The sequence below is a fragment of the Vibrio sp. Vb1554 genome, from assembly GCF_033344235.1.
Genome location: NZ_JAWPOJ010000002.1, coordinates 350,387 through 371,066, shown reverse-complemented (window position 1 = coordinate 371,066; position 20,680 = coordinate 350,387). Strand labels below are relative to the sequence as shown.

16 protein-coding genes and 2 pseudogenes are annotated in these 20,680 nt (G+C 45.4%); 4 read left to right on the top strand and 14 right to left on the bottom strand.

Annotated elements, in window-relative coordinates:
* Nucleotides 1-76: 76 nt before the first annotated feature.
* The 9 genes and pseudogenes from R8N28_RS03560 to R8N28_RS03520 all read right to left on the bottom strand — a co-directional run.
* Nucleotides 77-2,554: pseudogene (locus tag R8N28_RS03560) on the bottom strand (efflux RND transporter permease subunit); the annotation flags it as partial.
* On the bottom strand, nt 2,551-3,879 hold the full coding sequence (locus tag R8N28_RS03555) for an efflux RND transporter periplasmic adaptor subunit (RefSeq protein WP_053349324.1): 1,329 nt from the start codon (nt 3,877-3,879) through the stop codon (nt 2,551-2,553). The pseudogene R8N28_RS03560 and the gene R8N28_RS03555, both read right to left, overlap by 4 nt.
* Nucleotides 3,866-4,522, bottom strand: coding sequence for a TetR/AcrR family transcriptional regulator (locus tag R8N28_RS03550; protein ID WP_053349323.1), 657 nt, complete (start codon nt 4,520-4,522; stop codon nt 3,866-3,868). Before R8N28_RS03550 ends, R8N28_RS03555 begins: the two co-directional genes overlap by 14 nt.
* A gap of 192 nt (nt 4,523-4,714) precedes the next feature.
* Nucleotides 4,715-5,374 (bottom strand): HAD family hydrolase, encoded by a 660-nt coding sequence (locus R8N28_RS03545; protein ID WP_053304601.1) that lies wholly within the window; start codon nt 5,372-5,374, stop codon nt 4,715-4,717.
* 2 nt (nt 5,375-5,376) lie between these two features.
* A complete protein-coding gene (locus R8N28_RS03540; protein WP_065275150.1) occupies nt 5,377-6,396 on the bottom strand; it encodes an ABC transporter ATP-binding protein in 1,020 nt (339 codons plus the stop codon).
* Complete coding sequence (locus R8N28_RS03535; protein WP_017633567.1) at nt 6,393-7,181, bottom strand: ABC transporter permease; 789 nt, start codon at nt 7,179-7,181, stop codon at nt 6,393-6,395. Before R8N28_RS03535 ends, R8N28_RS03540 begins: the two co-directional genes overlap by 4 nt.
* Before the next feature lie 2 nt (nt 7,182-7,183).
* On the bottom strand, nt 7,184-8,074 hold the full coding sequence (locus R8N28_RS03530) for an ABC transporter permease (protein ID WP_065275151.1): 891 nt from the start codon (nt 8,072-8,074) through the stop codon (nt 7,184-7,186).
* Nucleotides 8,071-8,895 carry an alkaline phosphatase family protein gene (locus tag R8N28_RS03525; protein ID WP_005373854.1) on the bottom strand — a complete coding sequence of 275 codons (825 nt, stop codon included), beginning with the start codon at nt 8,893-8,895 and terminating at the stop codon, nt 8,071-8,073. Before R8N28_RS03525 ends, R8N28_RS03530 begins: the two co-directional genes overlap by 4 nt.
* A 12-nt stretch (nt 8,896-8,907) precedes the next feature.
* Nucleotides 8,908-9,975 (bottom strand): ABC transporter substrate-binding protein, encoded by a 1,068-nt coding sequence (locus R8N28_RS03520; RefSeq protein WP_005373851.1) that lies wholly within the window; start codon nt 9,973-9,975, stop codon nt 8,908-8,910.
* Nucleotides 9,976-10,185: 210 nt separating this feature from the next.
* On the opposite strand from R8N28_RS03520, the gene R8N28_RS03515 reads away from it, so the two are divergent.
* Entirely contained in the window at nt 10,186-10,914 is a 729-nt protein-coding gene (locus R8N28_RS03515; RefSeq protein WP_005387087.1) for a UTRA domain-containing protein, read from the top strand.
* Between the two features lie 62 nt (nt 10,915-10,976).
* Here R8N28_RS03515 and R8N28_RS03510 read toward each other — a convergent pair whose 3' ends face one another.
* Nucleotides 10,977-12,563, bottom strand: coding sequence for a BCCT family transporter (locus R8N28_RS03510; RefSeq protein WP_005373846.1), 1,587 nt, complete (start codon nt 12,561-12,563; stop codon nt 10,977-10,979).
* A gap of 303 nt (nt 12,564-12,866) precedes the next feature.
* Here R8N28_RS03510 and R8N28_RS03505 point away from each other — a divergent pair.
* A pseudogene (locus R8N28_RS03505) lies at nt 12,867-15,275 on the top strand (beta-mannosidase).
* Between the two features lie 101 nt (nt 15,276-15,376).
* Here R8N28_RS03505 and R8N28_RS03500 read toward each other — a convergent pair.
* Nucleotides 15,377-15,631, bottom strand: a complete 255-nt coding sequence (locus tag R8N28_RS03500; protein WP_005387084.1) for a hypothetical protein — start codon at nt 15,629-15,631, stop codon at nt 15,377-15,379.
* A 167-nt stretch (nt 15,632-15,798) separates the two neighbouring features.
* On the opposite strand from R8N28_RS03500, the gene R8N28_RS03495 reads away from it, so the two are divergent.
* Together R8N28_RS03495 and R8N28_RS03490 are read left to right on the top strand one after the other, a co-directional pair.
* Complete coding sequence (locus tag R8N28_RS03495; protein WP_054574548.1) at nt 15,799-16,158, top strand: DUF6559 family protein; 360 nt, start codon at nt 15,799-15,801, stop codon at nt 16,156-16,158.
* 137 nt (nt 16,159-16,295) lie between these two features.
* Complete coding sequence (locus R8N28_RS03490) at nt 16,296-17,330, top strand: ABC transporter substrate-binding protein (protein ID WP_047102765.1); 1,035 nt, start codon at nt 16,296-16,298, stop codon at nt 17,328-17,330.
* Between the two features lie 107 nt (nt 17,331-17,437).
* On the opposite strand, the gene tyrS is transcribed toward R8N28_RS03490, so the two are convergent.
* From tyrS to R8N28_RS03475, 3 genes are all read right to left on the bottom strand, one after another.
* Complete coding sequence (gene tyrS, locus R8N28_RS03485) at nt 17,438-18,697, bottom strand: tyrosine--tRNA ligase (RefSeq protein WP_065275152.1); 1,260 nt, start codon at nt 18,695-18,697, stop codon at nt 17,438-17,440.
* An 82-nt stretch (nt 18,698-18,779) separates the two neighbouring features.
* Nucleotides 18,780-19,586: a response regulator transcription factor gene (locus R8N28_RS03480; protein WP_021707696.1), complete on the bottom strand. Its 807-nt coding sequence runs from the start codon at nt 19,584-19,586 to the stop codon at nt 18,780-18,782.
* 193 nt (nt 19,587-19,779) lie between these two features.
* The gene (locus R8N28_RS03475) at nt 19,780-20,559 is read right to left on the bottom strand and encodes a hypothetical protein (RefSeq protein ID WP_005373824.1); all 780 of its coding nucleotides are present in this window, start codon (nt 20,557-20,559) and stop codon (nt 19,780-19,782) included.
* Between the last annotated feature and the right edge of the window lie 121 nt (nt 20,560-20,680).

Here is a 20,680-nt window from a genome sequence, read left to right as displayed (position 1 = left end):
ACATGCTTAAAGTGAATTATCAGGTGCCAGCATTCCTAGCGTAAACCACAGTCAATAGCTCGCGGGTGAAGAGTTACGAGTTGGCTTTCGTATTGTTGATATCGCCGAATACGCTCACAGTCCTCAAGCCATCAATGCGCTGGATTCTTACGTAATTACGTTGGAAATCCAAAGTCGCAATGGTTGCGAGGGGGATTTGACTGCCATCGGACAAGATAATCGGAAAGTTTGCCAATTGCTGTAAGTCACCGGCTTGTGCTTTATCGAGGCGAACTTCGATTGAAATGTTTTCTACCCCAACTTGGATCTCGTCTGCGGTTTGGCCAAAGAAAGCTGCACGCAATTGATTGGCGATGAGTTGGCCGTTAATCCCGTAAGCTTCTGCGCCCGGACGCAGTTTTACCAAGACTTCTTCTTTACCCATACGCATGTCATCCAACACGCCATGGACACCGTCAAACTCATTTAAGTATTGTTGAATGTCGATAGAGGCGGCTTTGAGCGCATCCAGTTCATCATGCTTCGCTCGAATTTCAATCGCTCGTCCACCCGGCCCCATGGTCGGTTGTTTAAATACCAGCGAGATAGGATCGGCAAGTTCACCAATGTCTTCACGCCATGCGTCGATAAATTCATCGATGAGTGTGTTACGACTCTCGGCGCCCAGCAAATCCAGACGTACCGTGGCAATGTGAGGGCCAGATTCATTCGCGTCGGCGTTAGCGTTGAATTGACTGGTAATGTGTAGAACCAATGGATTGCCGTCTTCCACTTTCTCTGTCCATTCTTTATCTAGCTTTTGAGCGGAAGCGACGATCTTATCGACGACAGCTTCCGTTTGAGACAGAGAAGAACCCGGAGGAAGAATAATACGCGCTTCTGCAATGTCGCCATCCAATTCAGGGAAGGGTTGGAACTTGAGTAAACCACCTACTAACGTGGCCGCGGAGATAAGAAGCAAGGCAACCACGCCACCCATAAAGGCATAGCGATACTCGACCACTTTATCTACTGCGTTGACCAAGGTGGTGTTGCGGAAGTTTTCAAAAGAAGCGAGCAGCTTTTGTTTGAACTTCGGTGTTTTTCGCTCTTGCTTTTGTTTGTGTAGTGAGTGAGAAAGGTGGTTAGGTAGAATCAAGAAGGCTTCCACCAAACTTAAACTCAGTACGAGGATCAGAACTTGAGGAACCGCTTTAAGTACCGCACCCATTTCACCTTGCAAAAATAACAAGCTACCGAAAATACACACCGTAGTTAAAAAGGAAGAGATGACCCCCGGCAGTACCTTTTTCACTCCTTTTATCACGGCATCATCGATCTCTTCTCCTCGGTCGAGGTGAGCGGCAATCGATTCGGCAATAACGATGGCGTCATCCATCATGATACCGATGGCCATGAGTAACCCGACCAAAGACATGATGTTGATGGACAGGCCAAGTTGCGCCATCAAAAATAACCCACCTAAGAAGGCAACAGGTAAACCAGCTGCGACCCAAAAAGAGTAGCGAAAACTAAAGAACAACCACATGGTGGCGAAGACCAGAATGATACCTTGCCAACCGTTTTTGACCATCATGGTCAGGCGATCCCAAAGCACGGATGAAAGGTCATTGGTCATTTGTAGCATCACACCGTCTGGCGCGATGGCTTGTTGTTCTTCGACAAATTGAGCAACACGTTCTTTAATGCGCAGTGCATCGTCTTCTTTGTTTTTGCTGACTTTTAGTAGGGCAGAAGGGTGACCATCGAAGAGGACTTTCTGTTCGTCCAATTCAAACCCGTCGGTAATCGTCGAAATATCTCTTAGACGGATGATTGAGCCATTTGTACCAGAGCCCACGACGATAGTCTCAAGCTCTTCCGGCGTCACGCGTCGTTCGTCAAAGCGGATCAGAAAGTTCTTATCTGGCGTTTCGACATTACCACTTGGCAACTTGACGTTTTGACGACCAATCTGGTCCGCAATATCACCAACACTCAAACCAAGTTGTCGGATAGCTTGAGTGTCTAACTCTACTCGGTATTGGTGGTCAGAGAAGCCAGCAACTTCAACCAAAGAGACATCGTAATCGATTTTTAACGTGCGTTTAAGCTGTTCGGCATACGCTTTTAGCTCTGGCCATGTGGTATCTGCGGTGATGGCGACATCCACAACTGGCTCGTTCCAATCGAGCTCTTGGACCACAGGAGATTCAATCTCTTGTGGGAAGTCGTTTATCGAGTTGATCTGGGTTTGAACATCAACCAGCATGCGGCCGATGTCGGCTTCTTCATTCAGTTTTAAGATAAGACGCGCAGAACCCTCAATCGCTTCACACTGAGTTTCTTTGATGTTGGCAAGGCCATCGACAGCATCTTCCATTCGGATACAGATGCTCTCTTCTACCTCTTGAGGGGAAGCGCCGGGGTAAACCACACCAGCTAGGATGTAGGGCGGATCAAACTCAGGAAAAGTTTCACGCTTAATCGTGGAAAGTGAAGAAATCCCCAATATCAGCAGCGTTAGCATCAGCAAGTTGGCTGCTGTTGGATGCTTGGCGAAGAATCGGATCATGAATCAGACTCCTCAATAGCCGTTTCTGACTGTTCAGGTGACTCTTTCAATAGCATGCCGTTAATCGCAGGCAGCAAATCGTTGATGATCAGCTTCTGACCTTGCTCTAGTTCACCATCGATCACCACTTGGTTATTGCGACGATATAACACTTCAACCGTGACGACTTGCAGACGGTTGTCATCTCCCATCAGGTAAATCTTATCGCCATGAAGCGCACGCTCTGGGATGACCCAACTCGGGTTCTCTTGTCCCTCAATCAAGGCACGCACAAACATGCCGTTCACCAATGGAGGCGCAGACGTTGGGTTTAATGCACGGTAGTCTTGTTCAATTTCCAGAATCACACCGGCAGTCGCTTGGCTTGGATCAACCGTTTCACTGATGCGTGCAACTTTCGCAGGCCAGCTTGCAGAGAGGTTACCGCTGCTGAGTTCAATGTTGGCATGAATCGCATTCATATCAGGTTGTGGAATACCAGATTCATCGCGGACAAACTCACCGATGCTCGCCGCCAAAGTTTGCATGTCATGAATGGATAGTTGAGCTTCCACTTCCATGACATCAATACCATGTCCTGTCACCATGGTTTGTTGGAGGTTAACCACTTGCTTTTTCTCAATTTCTACGTCAGCAATACGCAAATCGTAAGGAAGCGTGATGATGGTCTTATCAAGCGAGCGTTCGGCCTCATCCACTTTTGATGCATTAACTTTAACTAGGGCTTCCGCGACTCGTTTCTCATCCGGCATCAAACCAATTTGATTTTCAATATCCAGTACTAACTTACGTTGAGAGAGTGCGCTTTGCTCTTGCTGATCTACATCCGATTGAGACGTTAGGCCTTTTTTACGTAGGTTTTGCTTACGGTCTAACTCTTTGTTGGCGATAACCAGACGGTTGGCTTCTATCTTGAGGGTGCTTTTGAGATTCGCTTCTTCTTGGTTCAGCTTAGCCAGAGAGGTTTGGGCAGATTTGAGATCGGCTTGAGCTTGAACCAGTTTCAACTCGTAATCGAGCGGGTCGATGCGCAAGATTTCTGTCCCTGCTTGCAACACTTGTCCTTTTTCCAGTTGCGGATGGCGGTAGACCACTTTACCCGTCACTTCGGCTATCGCTTTCCATTCCACTTTTGGGGTGATCTTGCCAAACCCTATGGCTACTGGAGCAATGGCTTTTAGCTCAAGTGGAATCGTCTCGACCAACCGTGCACGATCTCCAGAGGGTTTTACGGGCAAATCTGGTTTGAGGCTAATCGCCAAAAACAGAATGACGACCCCCACCGCAAGAGCAGGAAAGAACAGCAGCTTTTTATTTACTTTCATATTGGTCGCCCGAGTCTAAAAATCCATGTTTCATCAGTTGTATGTTGTGTTCGAATAATCGGTTCAAGAAGGCTTCAGAAAGTTCAATGCCATGAATGGCGAGCAGTGCTGGTGGTGCCATAAAAGGAAACACCATCAAGCTGATGTAAGAGACGCGACAAAGTTGAGGGTCGGCGTCTTTTCGTAAAACGCCACTGTCGATCAACTTATCAAAGATCACGCCTTGCATTGGCTTGCTGATATCTGCGAAGACTTTTTCGAGCAGTTTGCGTTGGGTTTCCGATGGGGGCATATTCATAACTTGGGCAACTAAGCGTGGGAACTGTGGTACCTTGATCATTTCGCGGTAGTAGGTGCGCATTAGATCGAGAAAGTTTTGCTCGTTACTGTTGGATACCAACGTCTGCATCTGCTTTTGCATCGGTGACAGTGTTTCGCGCAACATGGTCTCGAACAAGCCTTCTTTGTTGCCAAAGTAGTAACGAATCATCGCCACGTTCACGCCTGCTTTCTGCGCGACTAGGCGAGTAGAGACCTTGTCATAAGCCATAATGGTGAAGAGTTCGCGCGCGTGGAAAATCAGTTTTTCCCGTGCGTCGATATTATCTGTGGGTCTTCCCGCCCTTCGATGCGCTTCCGTCACAATCTTCTCTCAAAATATTAAACATTTGATTAATTATAAGACGCTGATTTCTCATGCGACATGTGAAAAATTAATCAGTATTTAATCAAGTGATTAATTTGTGATGAAGAGAAGTAAAAAAGAGCAGAAAGAACTGCTCTTTGAACAAATAGAAAAGTATTTACTTAGGAAGAACGGTCTTGTGAGGCTAGCTCATCCCCAACTTAACACACTCCAATTCGGTCTGTTGGCGTGTTCTTTTAGTTGTGGGCATGGATTTACCAGATAAGCGTAGTTCGCGTATTCACAAAGCGGTAAATCGTTGATTGAATCGGTATAGAAATGGATTTCGGAATAACGCTCAGGCTGATTTTCTAGCCACTGTTTTAATCGCGTGACTTTGCCTTCACGATAACTCGGGATACCGTCGATTTCAGCAGTATAACGGTTGTTTTTCTCGATTAAATCAATTCCGAGTGCGGTTGGAATATTAAGACGGCGACCAACGGCTTCCACCAAAAAAGTGACGCTGGCAGAGATGATAACCATATCTATACCATCACGAGACAGTTGCTCAATCAGGGTTTTGGCTTGAGGGAACTGTTTAGGCAAAATATGGCTTTCAACACATTCTTCAACCAAGGCGTTTACTTCTTCAATCGGCATGTTTTCTAGTGGCTTCATGGAGAACGCTAGGTAATCTTCCATGTCCATTTTGCCTTCAGAGTACAAGGCCATTAGACGCTGATCTTCCATAATAAATAAAGGATCAGTCGCGATGCCTTTCTCAACCATAAACTCGTTCCAAATCATTGCGCAGTCAGCGTTTATTAGGGTTTCATCCATATCAAAAACATACAAAGGTTTGGACATGTTTAGGCTCTCACTGGTTGAATTTCGTTTAGGTTAAAGAGTAGCTCTAGTTGGCTGCCATTCGCTAGTAAGCGTTCTGAAGAGCGGTTAAGCAAGTCAACAGTGAGCTCACACTCTTCAACGTTCACTTGATAGCGAATAACATTACCTAGAAGCTGGTGGTTGGTGATCGTACCTACTTGTGGCGCTGAGATGTGGCTATCATATTGACGACCTTGCTCTTTTACATATATAGACTCTGGGCGAATCGCTACTTTCCATTCGGTATCAATGTTGAAGAGTTGCTTGGCTTTATTGGCCTCTACAAGGTTGTAGTGCCCCATGAAACCGGCCACAAACTCGTTAGCAGGATGAGTATAAATTTCTTCAGGTGTTCCTGCTTGAACAATTTCTCCTTTACTCATTAGGAAGATACGATCAGACATAATCATCGCCTCTTCTTGGTCATGAGTTACGAAGATAGTGGTGAGATTCATCTCTTTCTGAATGTCTCGGATTTGCTGACGAAGGTGTTTGCGGATTTTGGCATCAAGCGCAGAAAGTGGTTCATCAAGCAATAATATGCGAGGTTTCACCACCAACGCTCGAGCGAGTGCGACACGCTGGCGCTGACCGCCAGAAAGTTGATGCGGATAGTGTTTTTCTTTACCTGCCAGATCCACCAGTTTGATGACTTTAGCCACTTCACGTCGAATATCATCATTCTCAAGCTTTTTCATTTTTAAGCCAAATGCAATGTTGCCTTCGACGGTCATATTGGGAAACAGCGCATACGATTGAAAGACCATCCCAATACCACGTTCTTGCGGGACTTGATGCGTGATATCTTCTCCGTTTACCCAAATCTCGCCTCCATCGACAGGGTTAAGCCCAGCAAGGCTGCGAAGTAGTGTCGATTTACCACAACCGCTAGGGCCCAAAAGCGTAATGAATTCACCTTGCTCGATGTTAAAGTGAATATCCTCAAATACGGTGTTATCACCAAAACGTTTAGTTAGATTTTTCGCTGTTACGTAGCTCATTGTTTGACTCCTCGGCTGAAACGACTTGCCAACCAAGTCAGTAAAAAAATAAATAGGAAGTAGGTCATCACTAAGGCAGACGTAAAGTGGCCGCTCGTCTGACGCATGTTATACAAGTAGATTTGCAGGGTTTCATAACGTGTGCCGACTAAAATATTGGCGAACACAAACTCTCCCAATAGAAATGAAAATGAAAGGAAAAGCGATGCCATCAGTCCTTTTTTGAGGTTAGGTAAAATGACCATCAAAAACGCTTTGGTTGTGCTTGCCCCTAGCAAGTGTGCAGCGTCCATTAAATCGTTAAGGTTAATTGCTTCGAAGCTATTAGAAATCGCACGATACATGAACGGTAAAGCGATGGTGAAGTAAGTACCTACTAGAATCCAAGGAGTACCGATAAGGGAGATTTCACTGTCAGCATAAAGTTGAAGCAAGCCGACGGAGGACACCACTGGTGGTACAGCGAATGGTAGCAAAATCAATACGTTCATGAGCTTATCCAGCTTCGGAAAGTAGTAAAACACCACGAATATCGCTGGCAGAACCAGAAGCACACTGAGGGTTAGCGAAGCAATACAAATAAACAGCGAACGCCCAAACGCTTGCAAAAAGCGTGGGTCGGTCAGCAATTTAACGTACCAATCAAAAGTGAAACCATCTGGAAGCACCGTGGCACCCCAGCGTGATGAAAGCGAATAGACAAAGGTCGCTAAAATCGGGATGAGCATGATCCCAACAATGGAATAAACCACCGTTTTATGGAATCGAGTATTAACGTTGTTCATGACTACTTCCTACCTGCATAGCTTTTCGAAATGAGCCATTGGTTAATCACTGTGATAAAGGCAAGTAACGCCATTAGAATCACCGAAATTGCAGCGGCGAGATTAGGTTCAAGGAACAGGTCTCCCGATACCAGACTCGCAATTCGAATTGTGATGACGTTATAGTTACCGGAGGTCAGCGCATAAACACTCGCATATGCGCCAATTGCGTTGGCTATTAAGATAATAAAGGTACCGAATAAGGCTGGTGAGAGCACTGGCAGCGCGATTTTCGCCCAATACTGTGATGTTTTGGCTCCCAGTAGCGCAGCTGCTGCTTGCCAATCATCACTCAACGCGTCGAACGCAGGGTAGAGCAACAACACCGCCAGCGGGATTTGGAAGTAGATGTAAATGGCCAGCAGGCCCCATTTACCATAAAGGTCGAAATCACCGAGTAAGCCATACTGCTTGAGCAAAAGGGTAATCGCCCCATTGGTGCCCAAAATAATAATAAAAGCGAATGACAGAGGTACGCCTGCAAAGTTGCTGCTCATGTTCGTAAACGCAATCACACCGTCGCGGACTTTAGAATCGACTCTGCGTAGAGAAGAGACCAACAGAGTCGCAATGGCTAAGCCAAAAGTGCTCGACCACACAGCTAACCACAAACTGTTGCCAAACGCCTGCATCATAAAGGCGGAGTCGAGCACTTCAATGTAGTTATCGAAGGCAAACTCGCCATCGTAGATAAAGCTGTTTAACAGTACCCAAATCATCGGTGCGAGTTGAAATAGGTAGAAAAACAGCGCGAAAGGCGCCAACCAAATGGCAGGCTTAAAGCGCTTTAACCAAGTACTTGCCAAATTTGAGCGTGATTCGCTAGAGCTAGGGGAGAGGACTGAACTTCTCATAGTGCTAACAATTCCTGAGTGTATGGCTTCGTGTGGTCAAGGTTTAGCAATTGACAAACGGTGCCACAAATATCAGTCTGCTTAATATGACAATCTTGATGGGTAAACTTATCACCAATGACAAACAGGGGAACTTCTCGTTCTTCAGGTAAAATCCCACCGTGAGAAAGATCGTTGTTCATGCCATGATCGCTGGTCACAATGATTTGATACCCATCAGCAAGCCATTGATCGATGTAGTTGGAAAGAATAATGTCTGCACCTCGCGCACAATTGCGGTATTGGCGAGAGTCTAGGCCAAACTTATGTCCTGTATCGTCGATATTCATCGGGTGGATCAGTAAGAAATCAGGTTGATAGTTTCGACGTAAATACTCTGCGTCCAGGAACAAGGCTTCATCAGGATAATGATCCCAATGGTAAAAGCAGCCGTGCTGGATATTCAGGGTTTCATCATGCGTGAAACGATCGCGAACAGGTTCAAATGGCGCGCGATTATAAAGCTCACTTACCCAGTGGTAGGCAGCCGCAGCGGTCACTTTTCCTTGGGCTTTTGCCAAACTGAAAATGGAATCGTGTTTGGATAGACGAACGATATTGTTGTTTACGATGCCGCTTTCTACAGGGCGAACGCCCGTTAAAATGCACTCATAAAGTGGGCGAGACATAGAGGGCAGCTCACACTGCACAGGATAAAGCGTTGCGCGAGTTTCTTGTTGGGAACGACTTTGTTCTAGAAGACCATTGAGGTAGCCCATGCAATCACGGGCTACCTGATAGTTCAGTCCATCTAGAACAACAAGGATGACCTTATTGCTCATAACGACTTACTCTTATTGCTGGTGGATTAAGACACTTTCTTGCCATTGACGTGGCAGCTTACGTGCGGACTTTTCCCAAGCTGAGAAGTCAGTCACTGGGTGAACATTGCTGTATTGGTCATTAGCAATTAGCTTGTCTTGCACTGCTTGAGGCAGTGTGATGTTGGTGCGGATTGGACGCGCATAACCTTCTGCTAAGTTGATTTGCCCTTGATCGCTGAAGATGTATTCACGAGCAAGCTTTGCTGCATTAGGGTTCTTCGCGTATTTATTGATTATGGTTGTATAACCAGAAATCACAGAGCCATCTTGAGGAATGCTCACTGTAAAGCGGTCGCGGTCAATTTTGTCGCGGTAGTTCAATGCATTGAAGTCCCACATGATCGCCACTTCAACTTCGCCTTTTTCTAGGTTGGCGATGTTCGGATCGGTAAATGAAAGACGACCTTGCTTCGCGAGTTCAGAAAAGAATTTGAGCGCAGGCTTGAGGTTGGATTCGTCCCCACCGTTGGCGAACGCTGCGGCGAGAACCGCGTTGTTTGCCTGTGCTGCTACGCCTACGTCACCTACGGTCACTTTGTAGTCGCCTTTTAATAGGTCATCCCACGTTTTTGGCGCGTCTTTTACGAGGTTATTGTTGGAGATAAAAGAAATAGTGCCAGTGTAGGCAAGTGCCCAATGACCATCTTCGTCTTTTGCCCAATCTGGGATGTCATTCCAAGTTGTTGGTTTATATGGCTGAGTGACGCCTTTTTTTACCGCTACACGTGCAAAGGCAAAGCCTACGTCACCAATGTCTGCGGTCGCGTTTTTCTTCTCAGCTTCGAATTTTGCGATTTCTTGAGCCGAGCTCATATCCGTGTCTTGGTGCTTAAGGTTGTAATTTGACTTTAAATCAGCCCAAGTGTCTTTCCAGTTTGCCCAACTGTCAGGCATACCCACACTGTAAACCGCCCCTTCTTTTTGTGCTGCTGCTACCAAAGATTCAATATCGGCTTCTTTCGCTACTGTTGGCGTAGCGAGCGTTACCGCAATGATTGCCGCTGGTGCGGTAATTGAACGACTTAGCAAAGTTTTCATTGTCTCCATCCTTCTGGACTAGGTCAGTAAGTTCGCTTTGTATGCTATGGATGGAATGTGACGATTTAGCGCAAGTAATTTGACAGTTTTGCTGATTTTATATGGCACTTATATTTCATACGTTCAGTATGTGTTCTGTTGATTAATGTCATATTTTTGTTACGTAAACGCCTTATGTTATTCGTCAAATTATCGTTGGACTAGATCAGAATGAGAGCGACAGGCACCGGACAATTTGGTACCCAATTAGGAAAAATTAGAAGCAGCTTAAAACAGCAGATTCTTTCCGGCATCATGTCGGAAGGACAAAAACTGCCGTCAGAGAGAGAGCTCAGTGAGCTGTTTTCTACGACTCGAATCACTATCAAAGATGCGTTGGTGTCTTTAGAAACGGAAGGTCTTATTTATCGAGAAGAGCGCCGGGGTTGGTATGTATCTCCTGAGCGTATCTGTTACAACCCGTTGTCTCGTTCTCACTTCCATCAAATGATTAGAGAGCAGCATCGTATTGCAGAAACTAAGTTACTCAACGTGCGAAGTGAAATGGCCGCAGGTGAGTATGCCAAATCGTTAGAGGTGGAGCGAATTACCCCAATTTATGTAATTGAACGGTTACGTTTTATTGATGGGCGAGCGGTATTGTTTGTTGAGAACGTGCTCAAAGCGGCACTGTTTGAGGGGATATTGTCTGAGAACCTCACCATGTCCCTGACGGGCATTTATCGTGAGAAGTATGGTTACGAGACAAAGCGCTCTCGTTTTGATGTGATTCCCACGTCAGCTCCTGCTCATGTCGCTAAGGCGTTGAACCTAGCTGAAGGACAACCCGTTCTGAAAATTCGGCGGGTAAACTACAAACAAGATGGGCATTTAATGGACTGCGAATTCGAGTATTGGCGTCCAGATGCAGTGATGATTCGCATTGATAGCGTAGGATAAAGCGCAGAATTAAAAAGAGCCCAATGAAGGGCTCTTTTTCGCATATTGGTTAGAGAGGCGGTTTAAACGAGGCCTTGCTCTTTTGCCATTCTGCTTGCAATGCCGGGTGCTTTCCAAATGCTTGGCAGCAAAATGAAAGACACAGGCACGGCAGTAATTACAATGAAAGATTGCAATGCAGAAATACCACCAGAGCCCATTGAGATAAGCGCAATAGCGACAATACCCATAATCAGACCCCAGAACGAGCGAATCACTGCGTTTGGTTCTGTTGAGCCCGTCATCACTACACTGATTGTGTAAGTCATCGAGTCACCCGTCGTCACGATAAATGTTGTCGTTAAGATCAGGAACAGAACCGAAATGATCATTGGGTAAGGTAATTCACCAGTAATCGCTAGCAGTGCTGCAGGCAAGTTAAAGCCTTCAAACGCAGATGAAATCAAACCAGGGTTATCAAGTTCAAACGCAAGGCCACTGCCACCAACGATACTAAACCAGAAGCAAGTAATCAGCGGTGCCGCGATGCTAATAGACATGATTAATTGGCGAATTGTACGACCACGAGAGATACGAGCAATAAAGATCGCCATCATTGGGCCATAACCGATAAACCAACCCCAGAAGAATACTGTCCACCAACTTAGCCAGCCTGTATCACCACGGTAAAGTGCCATAGGGAAGAAGTTATCCACCATACGACCAACGCCTTGCACGTAGCCATCAACGATAAAGCTTGTCGGCCCGAAGAACAGGATGTAACCAATTAATAGTACAGACAAAATGATGTTGTAACGACTGACGATTTGAATACCCTTGCTCAAACCGCTCAGTGCGGAAAGGGTATACATCAGGATCGCCGCCATGATAACCATGCTTTGCGTTACGAACGTATCTGGCAGGCCAAACAATGAGTTTAGCGCGTAGCTAATTTGTAAACCTAAGAAGCCGATAGGACCGATGGTTCCTGCTGCTACTGCAATGATGCTACATGCGTCAGCAACATCACCAATCCAGCCTTTAATGGCTTTATCACCAAAAACAGGGTAAAGCAGAGTACGCGGCTTAAGAGGCAGGCCTTTATCGTAATGCAAGTGCATTAAGACAATGGAAGATAGACCACCAAGGATCGCCCAAGCTAAGAAGCCCCAGTGCATAAAAGACTGAGATAGGGCATTGATTGCGGCAGTTTTCGGTGAGGCTTCCCCGTATAGAGGCGGAGCAGTCACAAAGTGCGCGATAGGCTCAGCTGCGGCCCAGAACACACCACCACCTGCAAGTAGAGTACAGAGTACGATTGACAACCACTTAAAGTTATCAATATCAGGTTTCGCTAGACCACCTAGGCGCACATAACCAGTGCGACCAAACGCAAGAGCCAAACCAATTAGGAAATTCAGAAGAAGCAGTACTTGCCAGTAAGCTCCGAAATATTTAGTAGCAAAGCCGAAGCCGGTGTTAACCATTGCGGTTAGAGAGTCGGTATTCGTTAGAGCAAGTAAAACGAATAGAGTGAGGAAGCTACCACTTAACCAAAAGACAGGATTGGTGAGTTCGAGGCGCTTGAGTAAAGATGGGGGATGAATAGCAGAATAGTCAGCATCCTGAATAGGCGCTGTGTGGGAGGCGGCATTCGTCATATTTGACATAATTACTTCGCTTTTTAGGGCTATGAAGCCGTGCATTTCCCCTCACATCGTTTCAACGAAAAGTGTGAGGATGTTCAAAAAGCCGATGATGTTAACATGTCGAAGTTGCAAATATAACCTTAGATTTCGATTAATTTTTAGCAGGTTAGCCAAGTTGCTGATTTTTGGGTAGAGATCAAAAGAAAGAGTTTTTACGTGAAATGCACCGCATTTCGTATGTAATTAACATTTCCCTTGTTTTTGCATGGGATTATCAGGATTACATTGAGAAAACATGTTTTTCCCAAGCTAAGGTTTAACTCGATGGCTCACTTCGAACTTAACGGGCAGTGGATGCTTACCTCGCCACAGCGCCCCAATCTTGAAATTCCAATGTTTATTCCGGGCGATAATGTGTCGGCGCTTTTACAAGCAGAGCAGATTCCAGATCCTTATTTTGCCGATAATGAAAACAAAGTTCGATGGATTGAAGAGTGTGAGTGGCATATCTCACGTGAGTTTGACGTCGACGCGTTTACGTTGTCTGCCAAGCAAATTTGGATGACGCTAACTCGTGTCGATACATTGGCAACCTTCTATGTTAATGGTGAGCTAGCACTAACGTGCAGCAACATGTTTACCCAGCAACGTGTGGATATTAAACCGCATTTAAAGCAAGGTACTAACACGATTCGGATTGAGTTTGCTCGGGCGGATTTAGAAGGTATCGCAAGAGCAAAAAAACTGCCATTTCCTATTCCATCGGCAATGGGCAACAACCAAATTCCACACATGAACTTGATCCGCAAAACACAATGCCATTCCGGATGGGACTGGGGCATTTGCTTGATGGTATCGGGTATTTACGACCCCATTCAAATCGACATTGTGAATGAGCTTTGGCTCAAAGGCTTCTCGACAGAGCAGCAATGGCAAGCCGATGGGAGTGTGTTTCTTGATGTAGTAGTTGAAGTGGAAACGGACAGTCAACGCCATGAAATGATGGTTGAATTTAATGGTGAGCGTCAATGTATTCAAACAAAAGGAAGTGGTCACTATCATTGCCAGTTCCACATTTTGGAGCCTCAACGCTGGTGGCCATCGGGTTATGGCGAAGCGTATCTCTATCCCATTACCATTTCTTGCAGAGAGCAAAAGTTAACGCACAACATTGGTTTGCGTCAGTTAACCCTAAATAACCAAGCTGATGAGCACGGCTCTGCAATGGAATTTATCGTCAATGGCGTACCGATTAATGCTAAAGGTGCCAACTGGATCCCTATTGACGCAATGCCGGGGCGAGAGTGCGAAACACGTTATCGCAACCTTTTGCAAAGTGCGGTTGACGCCAACATGAACATGATTCGCGTATGGGGCGGTGGTCAGTACGAGAGTGAAACCTTTTATAACCTTTGTGATGAACTTGGCTTGTTGGTGTGGCAAGACATGATGTTCGCCTGCTCGTTGTACCCATCAAACGACGAGTGTTTAAAAGACGTAGAAGAAGAACTTAGATTCCAAATCCCGAGGCTTAAGAAGCACCCATCAATCGCACTTTGGTGTGGTGACAATGAAGTGATTGGAGCTATTGGTTGGTATGACGAATCTAAGCGCAGCAAAGTCAAATACACGGTTAACTACGATCGCCTCAACCGCATGATTGAGAAGGAGATTACCGAGCAAGATAGCACTCGCCGTTTCTGGCCAAGTTCCCCATGTAATGGTGAACTGGATTTCGGTGATGCGTGGCATGATGATAGTAAAGGCGATATGCACTTTTGGGACGTTTGGCATTCAGGAAAATCATTCAGTGCCTACCTTCACGTGAATCCTCGTTTTTGCTCTGAGTTTGGTTTTCAATCTTGGCCATCTTTTGCTGAAGTTAAGCGGTTTGTCCCTGAGCAAGACTGGAATATTACATCCCCAACTTTCGAACAACATCAGAAGAACCCTCGAGGTAATAGTATTATCACAGAGATGTTCACGCGCTATTTTCGTTTTCCCTCTGGATTTGAGAGTATGCTGTATTTAAGTCAAGTTCAGCAGGCAATCGCGATCAAAACTGCATGCGATCATTGGCGTGCCATTTCTCCAGTTTGTCGCGGCATGCTGTACTGGCAACTCAACGACAATTGGCCTGTCAGTTCTTGGTCTAGTTTGGAATACAGTGGTAGATGGAAGCAGTTGCACTACCATGCAAAACGCTTTTTTGCGCCATAGTATTTGGTATTTTCCGAGCATACAGGCGAGTTGAGCCTACATTTGCTCAATGATGCAAAAGAGCCCGCAAGCGTCAACGCACTGCTTAAGTGGGTAGATTGGCAAGGGGAAGAAAAGCAATGTTGGAGCTTAGAACAAACAGTCATAGCAGACAGCAATACGATTTTGTGGCAGTTGGATGAATTGATCGAGAAGGATGAACTTACGTCAGGCTTCTTCTATGTTGAAGCGCAAATCGGTGAAGACAGAATAAGCAACACATGGTTTAGTACTCACGAGCTAAAAACCTTGCCGATAGCGAAAGCCAATATAGATGTCTCTATTGAAGGGAGGCGAATTACATTGATTGCGGATAAGCCTGCGTTTTTTGTTCATTTGGAGAGTGATGCTGATGGAAGATTCAGTGACTCCAGTTTTACTCTGTTGGTCAACGTTCCAATGACGGTTGAGTATTTAGGTGATGATGTTTCAGGTATGCAGCAGTCGTTGAGGGTATGCCACCTTAATGATTAAAGCGGGCATAGAACATCTATATGCTGGTAACTAAAAAGGGAGCGTTTGCTCCCTTTTTAGTTACCAAGTATCCGTTATTAAGCTCAGGTTGAGACAGAAGACTATTTAAGTTTCTGATGGACCCGATAGCTAACGACAAAGCCAATGTAGAATAGTGCAGCAAGAGTAATCACTGCCGTCGCGTACGCCAGCAGGCTGTTTAACCCTAAACCAAAAGCCAAAGTGAAGGCGATACCATGAATGGCTTCCGCAGGGATTCGGTACCAAGCAGCGTGGACGGAAGATCCGAAGAGGATAAAGGTACTAAGTAAGACAATCGTGCCGCCTATAAAGCCGACCCATCTGCTGTTGTTCATGTTGCAGTCTCAGGGGTTACCGAGGTAACGTAACAAAATATTTCAGGATCGTATTATACAACCGATCATCGTGAAAAGCGCTAGAGAAATTTCGCGGATAAAACAGAGTGTTTTAATTCGAACAAAAGAATACGACCATAGCCAACTTAATACAGGAATAACAAAACATGTTGAGATTTATACAACGTCGTCGCATTAAGAAAGTGATTAAACTAATGAGTACCAGATTGGTGGTGGGATACGGCAGTCGTGAGTATTTTTCGGTTGGTCAGGTAAAGACGAGCACCAGTGAGTTAAGCGCGTGCCAACAAAAAATTGCGTTGGCATTATATGCGGATCCGCAAGATCTTGATTTGGAAAATCAACCAGAGTTGCAAGCAATACGCTCAGACGTGGCGCATGACTTCTTCGCTGGTGTCGATTATACCGCTCAAGATGTGCTTAATTTACTCGGTTCTGGTGGCTGGAAAGGTGGCCGAATGGAAGATGGAATGTCTCATCATTTTGGTATGCACAGTCGCTATTAAAAACATGCGTTAATTTTATAAATTCGATAAATATTTTTGCTGTTAAAGATTAATTAAATTTTCTTTCAATTGGGTAACAATTACCTAATTATGCACCCGAATCCCAGCGCGTCGCTGGACTGGTTGGATTGCATACCATGAAATTAATCATCAAAGGATTGGGGCTGAGTGCTCTTGTGCTCAGCATGTTTGCTCATGCAGATAGCAAAACGTTGAACGTTTATGCATGGGGTGGCTATTTGCCGGAAGCATCGTTAAAAGCGTTTGAAAAACAAGAAGGCGTTACGATTAATTATTCGACCTTTGAGAATAATGAATCAATGTACACCAAGCTAAAATTGCTAAAAGGTTCTGGCTACGATGTGGTTTTTGCTTCTGCGTACTTCATTGAAAAAATGGGGCGAGAAGGGCTGCTTTCGAAAATAGATCACGCTCAAGTGCCAAACATGCAAGACACAATGGACGGTTTACTTGGCCAAGCGCACGATCCGAAAAATGATTACTCGCTGCCTTATATTTGGGGCATTACCGGGATCAGCTACAACGAATCCATGGTTGAGCAACCAGTGACCAAATGGGCAGACTTATGGGAGTCTCAATACGAACAACAAGTCATGTTGATCGATGACGTGCGCGATGTGTTTGGTATGGCGCTTAAGAAAAATGGCCATAGCGTGAATACAAAAGACGAAGCTGAAATCGAACAGGCTTTTGATTCTCTAGTTGCGCTGAAAAACAACGTATTACTGTATAACTCAGATGCGCCGCAAGTCCCTTACGTGTCCGGTGAAACATCGGTCGGCATGCAATGGAACGGCAACGCATTCCAAGGGCAGGTTGAAATGCCTGAACTGAAGTTCGTGATGCCGGAAGAGGGCGCGGTATTGTGGATGGACAACTTCACTATTCCGTCTGGCAGTAAAAACAAAGCATTGGCGCATAAATTTATTAACTTCATGTACCAATCAGAGAACCAAGCGGAAATCGTGACCAGTTTGGGTTATGCGTCGGCAACAAACGCTGGGCGTGACAAATTGCCAGAAGAGTTGAAAAATAACCGTACTATTTTCCCTTCATCAGAAGACATGAAAAAAGGCGAGTTTATTAATGATGTTGGCGCAGAAACGTTAGCGATTTACGAAAAGTACTGGCAACGTTTAAGAACGCAATAAGCAACGTCTTTGCCTATTGTTAGGCTTAAAATCGTTCAAATTTGGATTCCCCTCATCACGAAAGTGGTGAGGGGAATTTTTTTATAGGTTTTGTACTGCGAGTGTTGCTACGCGGAACGCTTTACGAGGCAGAAGTGCTTTTTACCGCGTTGCAGTAACCAATATTGATCAAACAGTGGGAAGCTTAAACTCGGGTTATCAGCCGCCACTTTTTCACCGTTTACACTGATGGCGTTGTTGCTGATGTGTTCGCGTGCAACACGCTTCGAACTTGCTAAGCCCGACTCAATCAACAGCTCAACCAAATCTTGTTGTGTGCTCTCAATGCTTGGTAAACCATCCAACTCCAACTGTTTTAATTCACCCAAACTCAGTTGTTGCACATTACCGCTGAATAAAGCTTGAGTGATGCGCTCGGCACTGGCGAGGCCGTCTTCGCCATGAACAAATCGCGTCATTTCTTCAGCGAGAATACGTTGTGCTTGTGGCTTGCTTTGGCTTGCTTGGTCTTGCGCTTCAATGCTGGCAATTTCTTCGCAGCTCAAGAACGTGTAGTAACGCAGGAAGTGGTAAACGTCGGCGTCTTCTGCGCCAAGCCAGAACTGGTAGAACGCGTAAGGAGAGGTTTTGCTAGGATCTAGCCATACTGCGCCGCCTTCGGTTTTGCCAAATTTGGTACCATCGGATTTGGTGATCAGCGGCAGAGTTAAGCCAAATACTTGCTCACCATTTTGACGGCGAGTTAAATCGATCCCGCTGACGATGTTTCCCCATTGGTCATTGCCACCGATTTGCAAACGGCAACCGTATCGACGGTTTAGCTCGGCAAAATCGTACGATTGCAGTAAGGCGTAGCTAAATTCGGTGAAGGAGATACCTTGGTCAGGTCGTTGCAGGCGTTGTTTTACCGATTCTCGGTTGACCATAGTATTGATCGAGAAGTGCTTACCCACATCGCGGAAGAAGTCGATCACATTGATCGCTTTCATCCAGTCAGCGTTGTTCACCATGATCATCGGCTTGGTCAGTTGGTGATTCATCAACTGATGAATTTGATTAGAAAGATCGTTAACCCAGCCTGAGACGATTTCCTCTGAGTTCAGACTGCGCTCAGTCGCTTTAAAGCTTGGGTCGCCAATCATGCCCGTTGCACCGCCAATCAAGGCAACAGCTTGGTGTCCGGCATCTTGAAAGCGCTTAAGCATAATCAAAGGCACGAGGTGGCCGATATGCAAGCTGCCAGCTGTAGGATCGAAGCCGCAGTAAACGGTTTGTGGCTGTGAGAGAAGTGTCTGAATTTCTTCCAAATCGCTGGCTTGTGCAATCAAGCCACGATCTTGTAAATCTTGCAGTAATGGTGTCGTCATTCTTTTTGTCTGTTTTAGTGGTTGTTGTATTCAGACTAAAACGCGACACCTTTTCTCGATATATCCCTTAAGGGACAGTTTTTTATCTTGAATGGAGAATGAGGTGATTGAGGAAAAGCTGGAATAACTCACTCAATGAAGACACATTTAATTGCGAGTAAATTCGCTTTCGATGATTTTTGACCGTGCCTTGAACTAAGTGTAACCGCGCGGCAATTTCTTTGGTGTCAAACCCTTGAGCGAGAAGCGAAGCCACCTCTTGTTCGCGACGGGTGAGTGATTCTACGCCAAACGTTGCTAAAGCTTGCTCAATGGCTAATCGCATACTGCCAGAATAAGCACTCTGTGCAAAAACAGGCTCAGAAAAGGTAAATTCCGTTTGTTTCCAATGCTGCTGACAAAGCGACTGAATTATCGGGAAATAGGGCTTTAGCTTATTGATTTGTTGCTGAGAAAAGTATTTTCCATCAGTCATATATCCGAAGTACAGCATGACCCAACGGCCAGATTCAACTTCGACTAGCATGCTAAGCTCGTCTTTCCACCCTGTTTGATGATAGAACTGCTCGCAGTATGAGGTGAAGTCAACGCCTTTACGCGCCACGTCTTTGAGCGTAAATACGCCTTGTTGCTTTGTCTCGTTTAGTTTGAGAAAAAAAGGGTCATTTTGAAATGAGTCAGTAAGGTAGCGTTGAAAAAGTAACTCTCGCTCGTTCTCAATTGAGTCGTAGAGATAAATAGGATGTTTACCTTCTCGGTAACCTAAAATAACTGCGCAATCAAAATGAAAAAGAGTGCGAATGACACGCATAAGTTTAGGAGTAAAGTTAGGCGTGTTAAGAGCAGAAATTGCTTCTGCTAGCAGATTATTAAAGTTATTGTCAGGCATGGGATACCGAATTGCAGGTGGTTTTGCGCAAGCATAACCAAAAGCAATCCAACGAGAAAGGGAAGTCGCCATCTTCTGGTGACTTCCATAGAGAAAGTTGCGTAAGTGCTCAGTTTTGAGGAATCATATCCCCGTTAACTTATTGATAAGGGTGCATAACAACGGTTTTATTTAAGCGATTAGTTGCTATGCATTACTGCGAGTTAGTGAGCTCTTCGTTAACCCAATATTTAGAACCAGACACGTTAGCATCGATGAGCAAACCTTTAGCGTTCAACTGATAGACGGCGACGCCGCTGTTAAATTGTTTTGAAAGTTGCTCTGAATCTTCGCCCGCAACAGCAGAGGCTTCACTTGTGGCCTCCCATCCTTCGTTGACGAACGTATCAAAGTCTTCTTTGCTCTCAAACAGAACCACTTGTTGGTAAAATTTGCCGCCAGCCCCAAGTGCAACGCCCAAACCAAACATATTCATATAAGTGCGTTCTTCTGTTTCCTTATTCACTGCGACTCCTGACCCTGAGTTGGTGTGAAACAGCAAAGATAATTTACGAGAATCAAAGACCGCGTAGCCGTACGCGTTGTCGTAAATAGCTTTTGCCTCCGGCTTTTCATTAAATAACTTGAGCAAAGCGCTATCTGCCATTAAGTCCACGGCTTGGCGAGCTTCTTCTGGCGTATCGCCTTCCATCAGCTCATCAATTTTTTTGTCGGCAGCATCTATCCATTCTTTGCTCTTCTCGATGCTGGCTTCTGTCCATTCGCCTGCGGTATTGATCGCTTCCTCGGACCAATTCGTGAAATCTTGCCACGCTTGTTTTGAAAACGCTTTGGTGTCGTCCCAAGCATCTTGTGCAGTATCAGAAACTGCGTCGCCAAGCTCAGACATTTTATTGGAAATTTCATCCCAATCGGCATAAGCAGGGGATGCCAGGAGCATCAATGTAGTAAGGAGTGCGATAGGCTTTTTCATCAAATTCTCTCTGGAGTTATCGATATACCATTCATTTTAGGTCATCAGACTTTGATAATGAAATTGACTAAATGACGAACTTGAGAGAGGAATCACGAACTGATTGTGAAATGACGTGTGA

What these genes read in the sequence shown, in the direction of transcription:
- R8N28_RS03545 (WP_053304601.1), bottom strand. Translation starts at nt 5,374, where the DNA reads ATGTCCAAACCTTTGTATGTTTTTGATATGGATGAAACCCTAATAAAC.
- R8N28_RS03520 (WP_005373851.1), bottom strand. Translation starts at nt 9,975, where the DNA reads ATGAAAACTTTGCTAAGTCGTTCAATTACCGCACCAGCGGCAATCATT.
- R8N28_RS03475 (WP_005373824.1), bottom strand. Translation starts at nt 20,559, where the DNA reads ATGAAAAAGCCTATCGCACTCCTTACTACATTGATGCTCCTGGCATCC.
- R8N28_RS03510 (WP_005373846.1), bottom strand. Translation starts at nt 12,563, where the DNA reads ATGTCAAATATGACGAATGCCGCCTCCCACACAGCGCCTATTCAGGAT.
- tyrS (WP_065275152.1), bottom strand. Translation starts at nt 18,697, where the DNA reads ATGACGACACCATTACTGCAAGATTTACAAGATCGTGGCTTGATTGCA.
- R8N28_RS03495 (WP_054574548.1), top strand. Translation starts at nt 15,799, where the DNA reads ATGTTGAGATTTATACAACGTCGTCGCATTAAGAAAGTGATTAAACTA.
- R8N28_RS03500 (WP_005387084.1), bottom strand. Translation starts at nt 15,631, where the DNA reads ATGAACAACAGCAGATGGGTCGGCTTTATAGGCGGCACGATTGTCTTA.
- R8N28_RS03530 (WP_065275151.1), bottom strand. Translation starts at nt 8,074, where the DNA reads ATGAGAAGTTCAGTCCTCTCCCCTAGCTCTAGCGAATCACGCTCAAAT.
- R8N28_RS03515 (WP_005387087.1), top strand. Translation starts at nt 10,186, where the DNA reads ATGAGAGCGACAGGCACCGGACAATTTGGTACCCAATTAGGAAAAATT.
- R8N28_RS03535 (WP_017633567.1), bottom strand. Translation starts at nt 7,181, where the DNA reads ATGAACAACGTTAATACTCGATTCCATAAAACGGTGGTTTATTCCATT.
- R8N28_RS03490 (WP_047102765.1), top strand. Translation starts at nt 16,296, where the DNA reads ATGAAATTAATCATCAAAGGATTGGGGCTGAGTGCTCTTGTGCTCAGC.
- R8N28_RS03540 (WP_065275150.1), bottom strand. Translation starts at nt 6,396, where the DNA reads ATGAGCTACGTAACAGCGAAAAATCTAACTAAACGTTTTGGTGATAAC.
- R8N28_RS03480 (WP_021707696.1), bottom strand. Translation starts at nt 19,586, where the DNA reads ATGCCTGACAATAACTTTAATAATCTGCTAGCAGAAGCAATTTCTGCT.
- R8N28_RS03555 (WP_053349324.1), bottom strand. Translation starts at nt 3,879, where the DNA reads ATGAAAGTAAATAAAAAGCTGCTGTTCTTTCCTGCTCTTGCGGTGGGG.
- R8N28_RS03525 (WP_005373854.1), bottom strand. Translation starts at nt 8,895, where the DNA reads ATGAGCAATAAGGTCATCCTTGTTGTTCTAGATGGACTGAACTATCAG.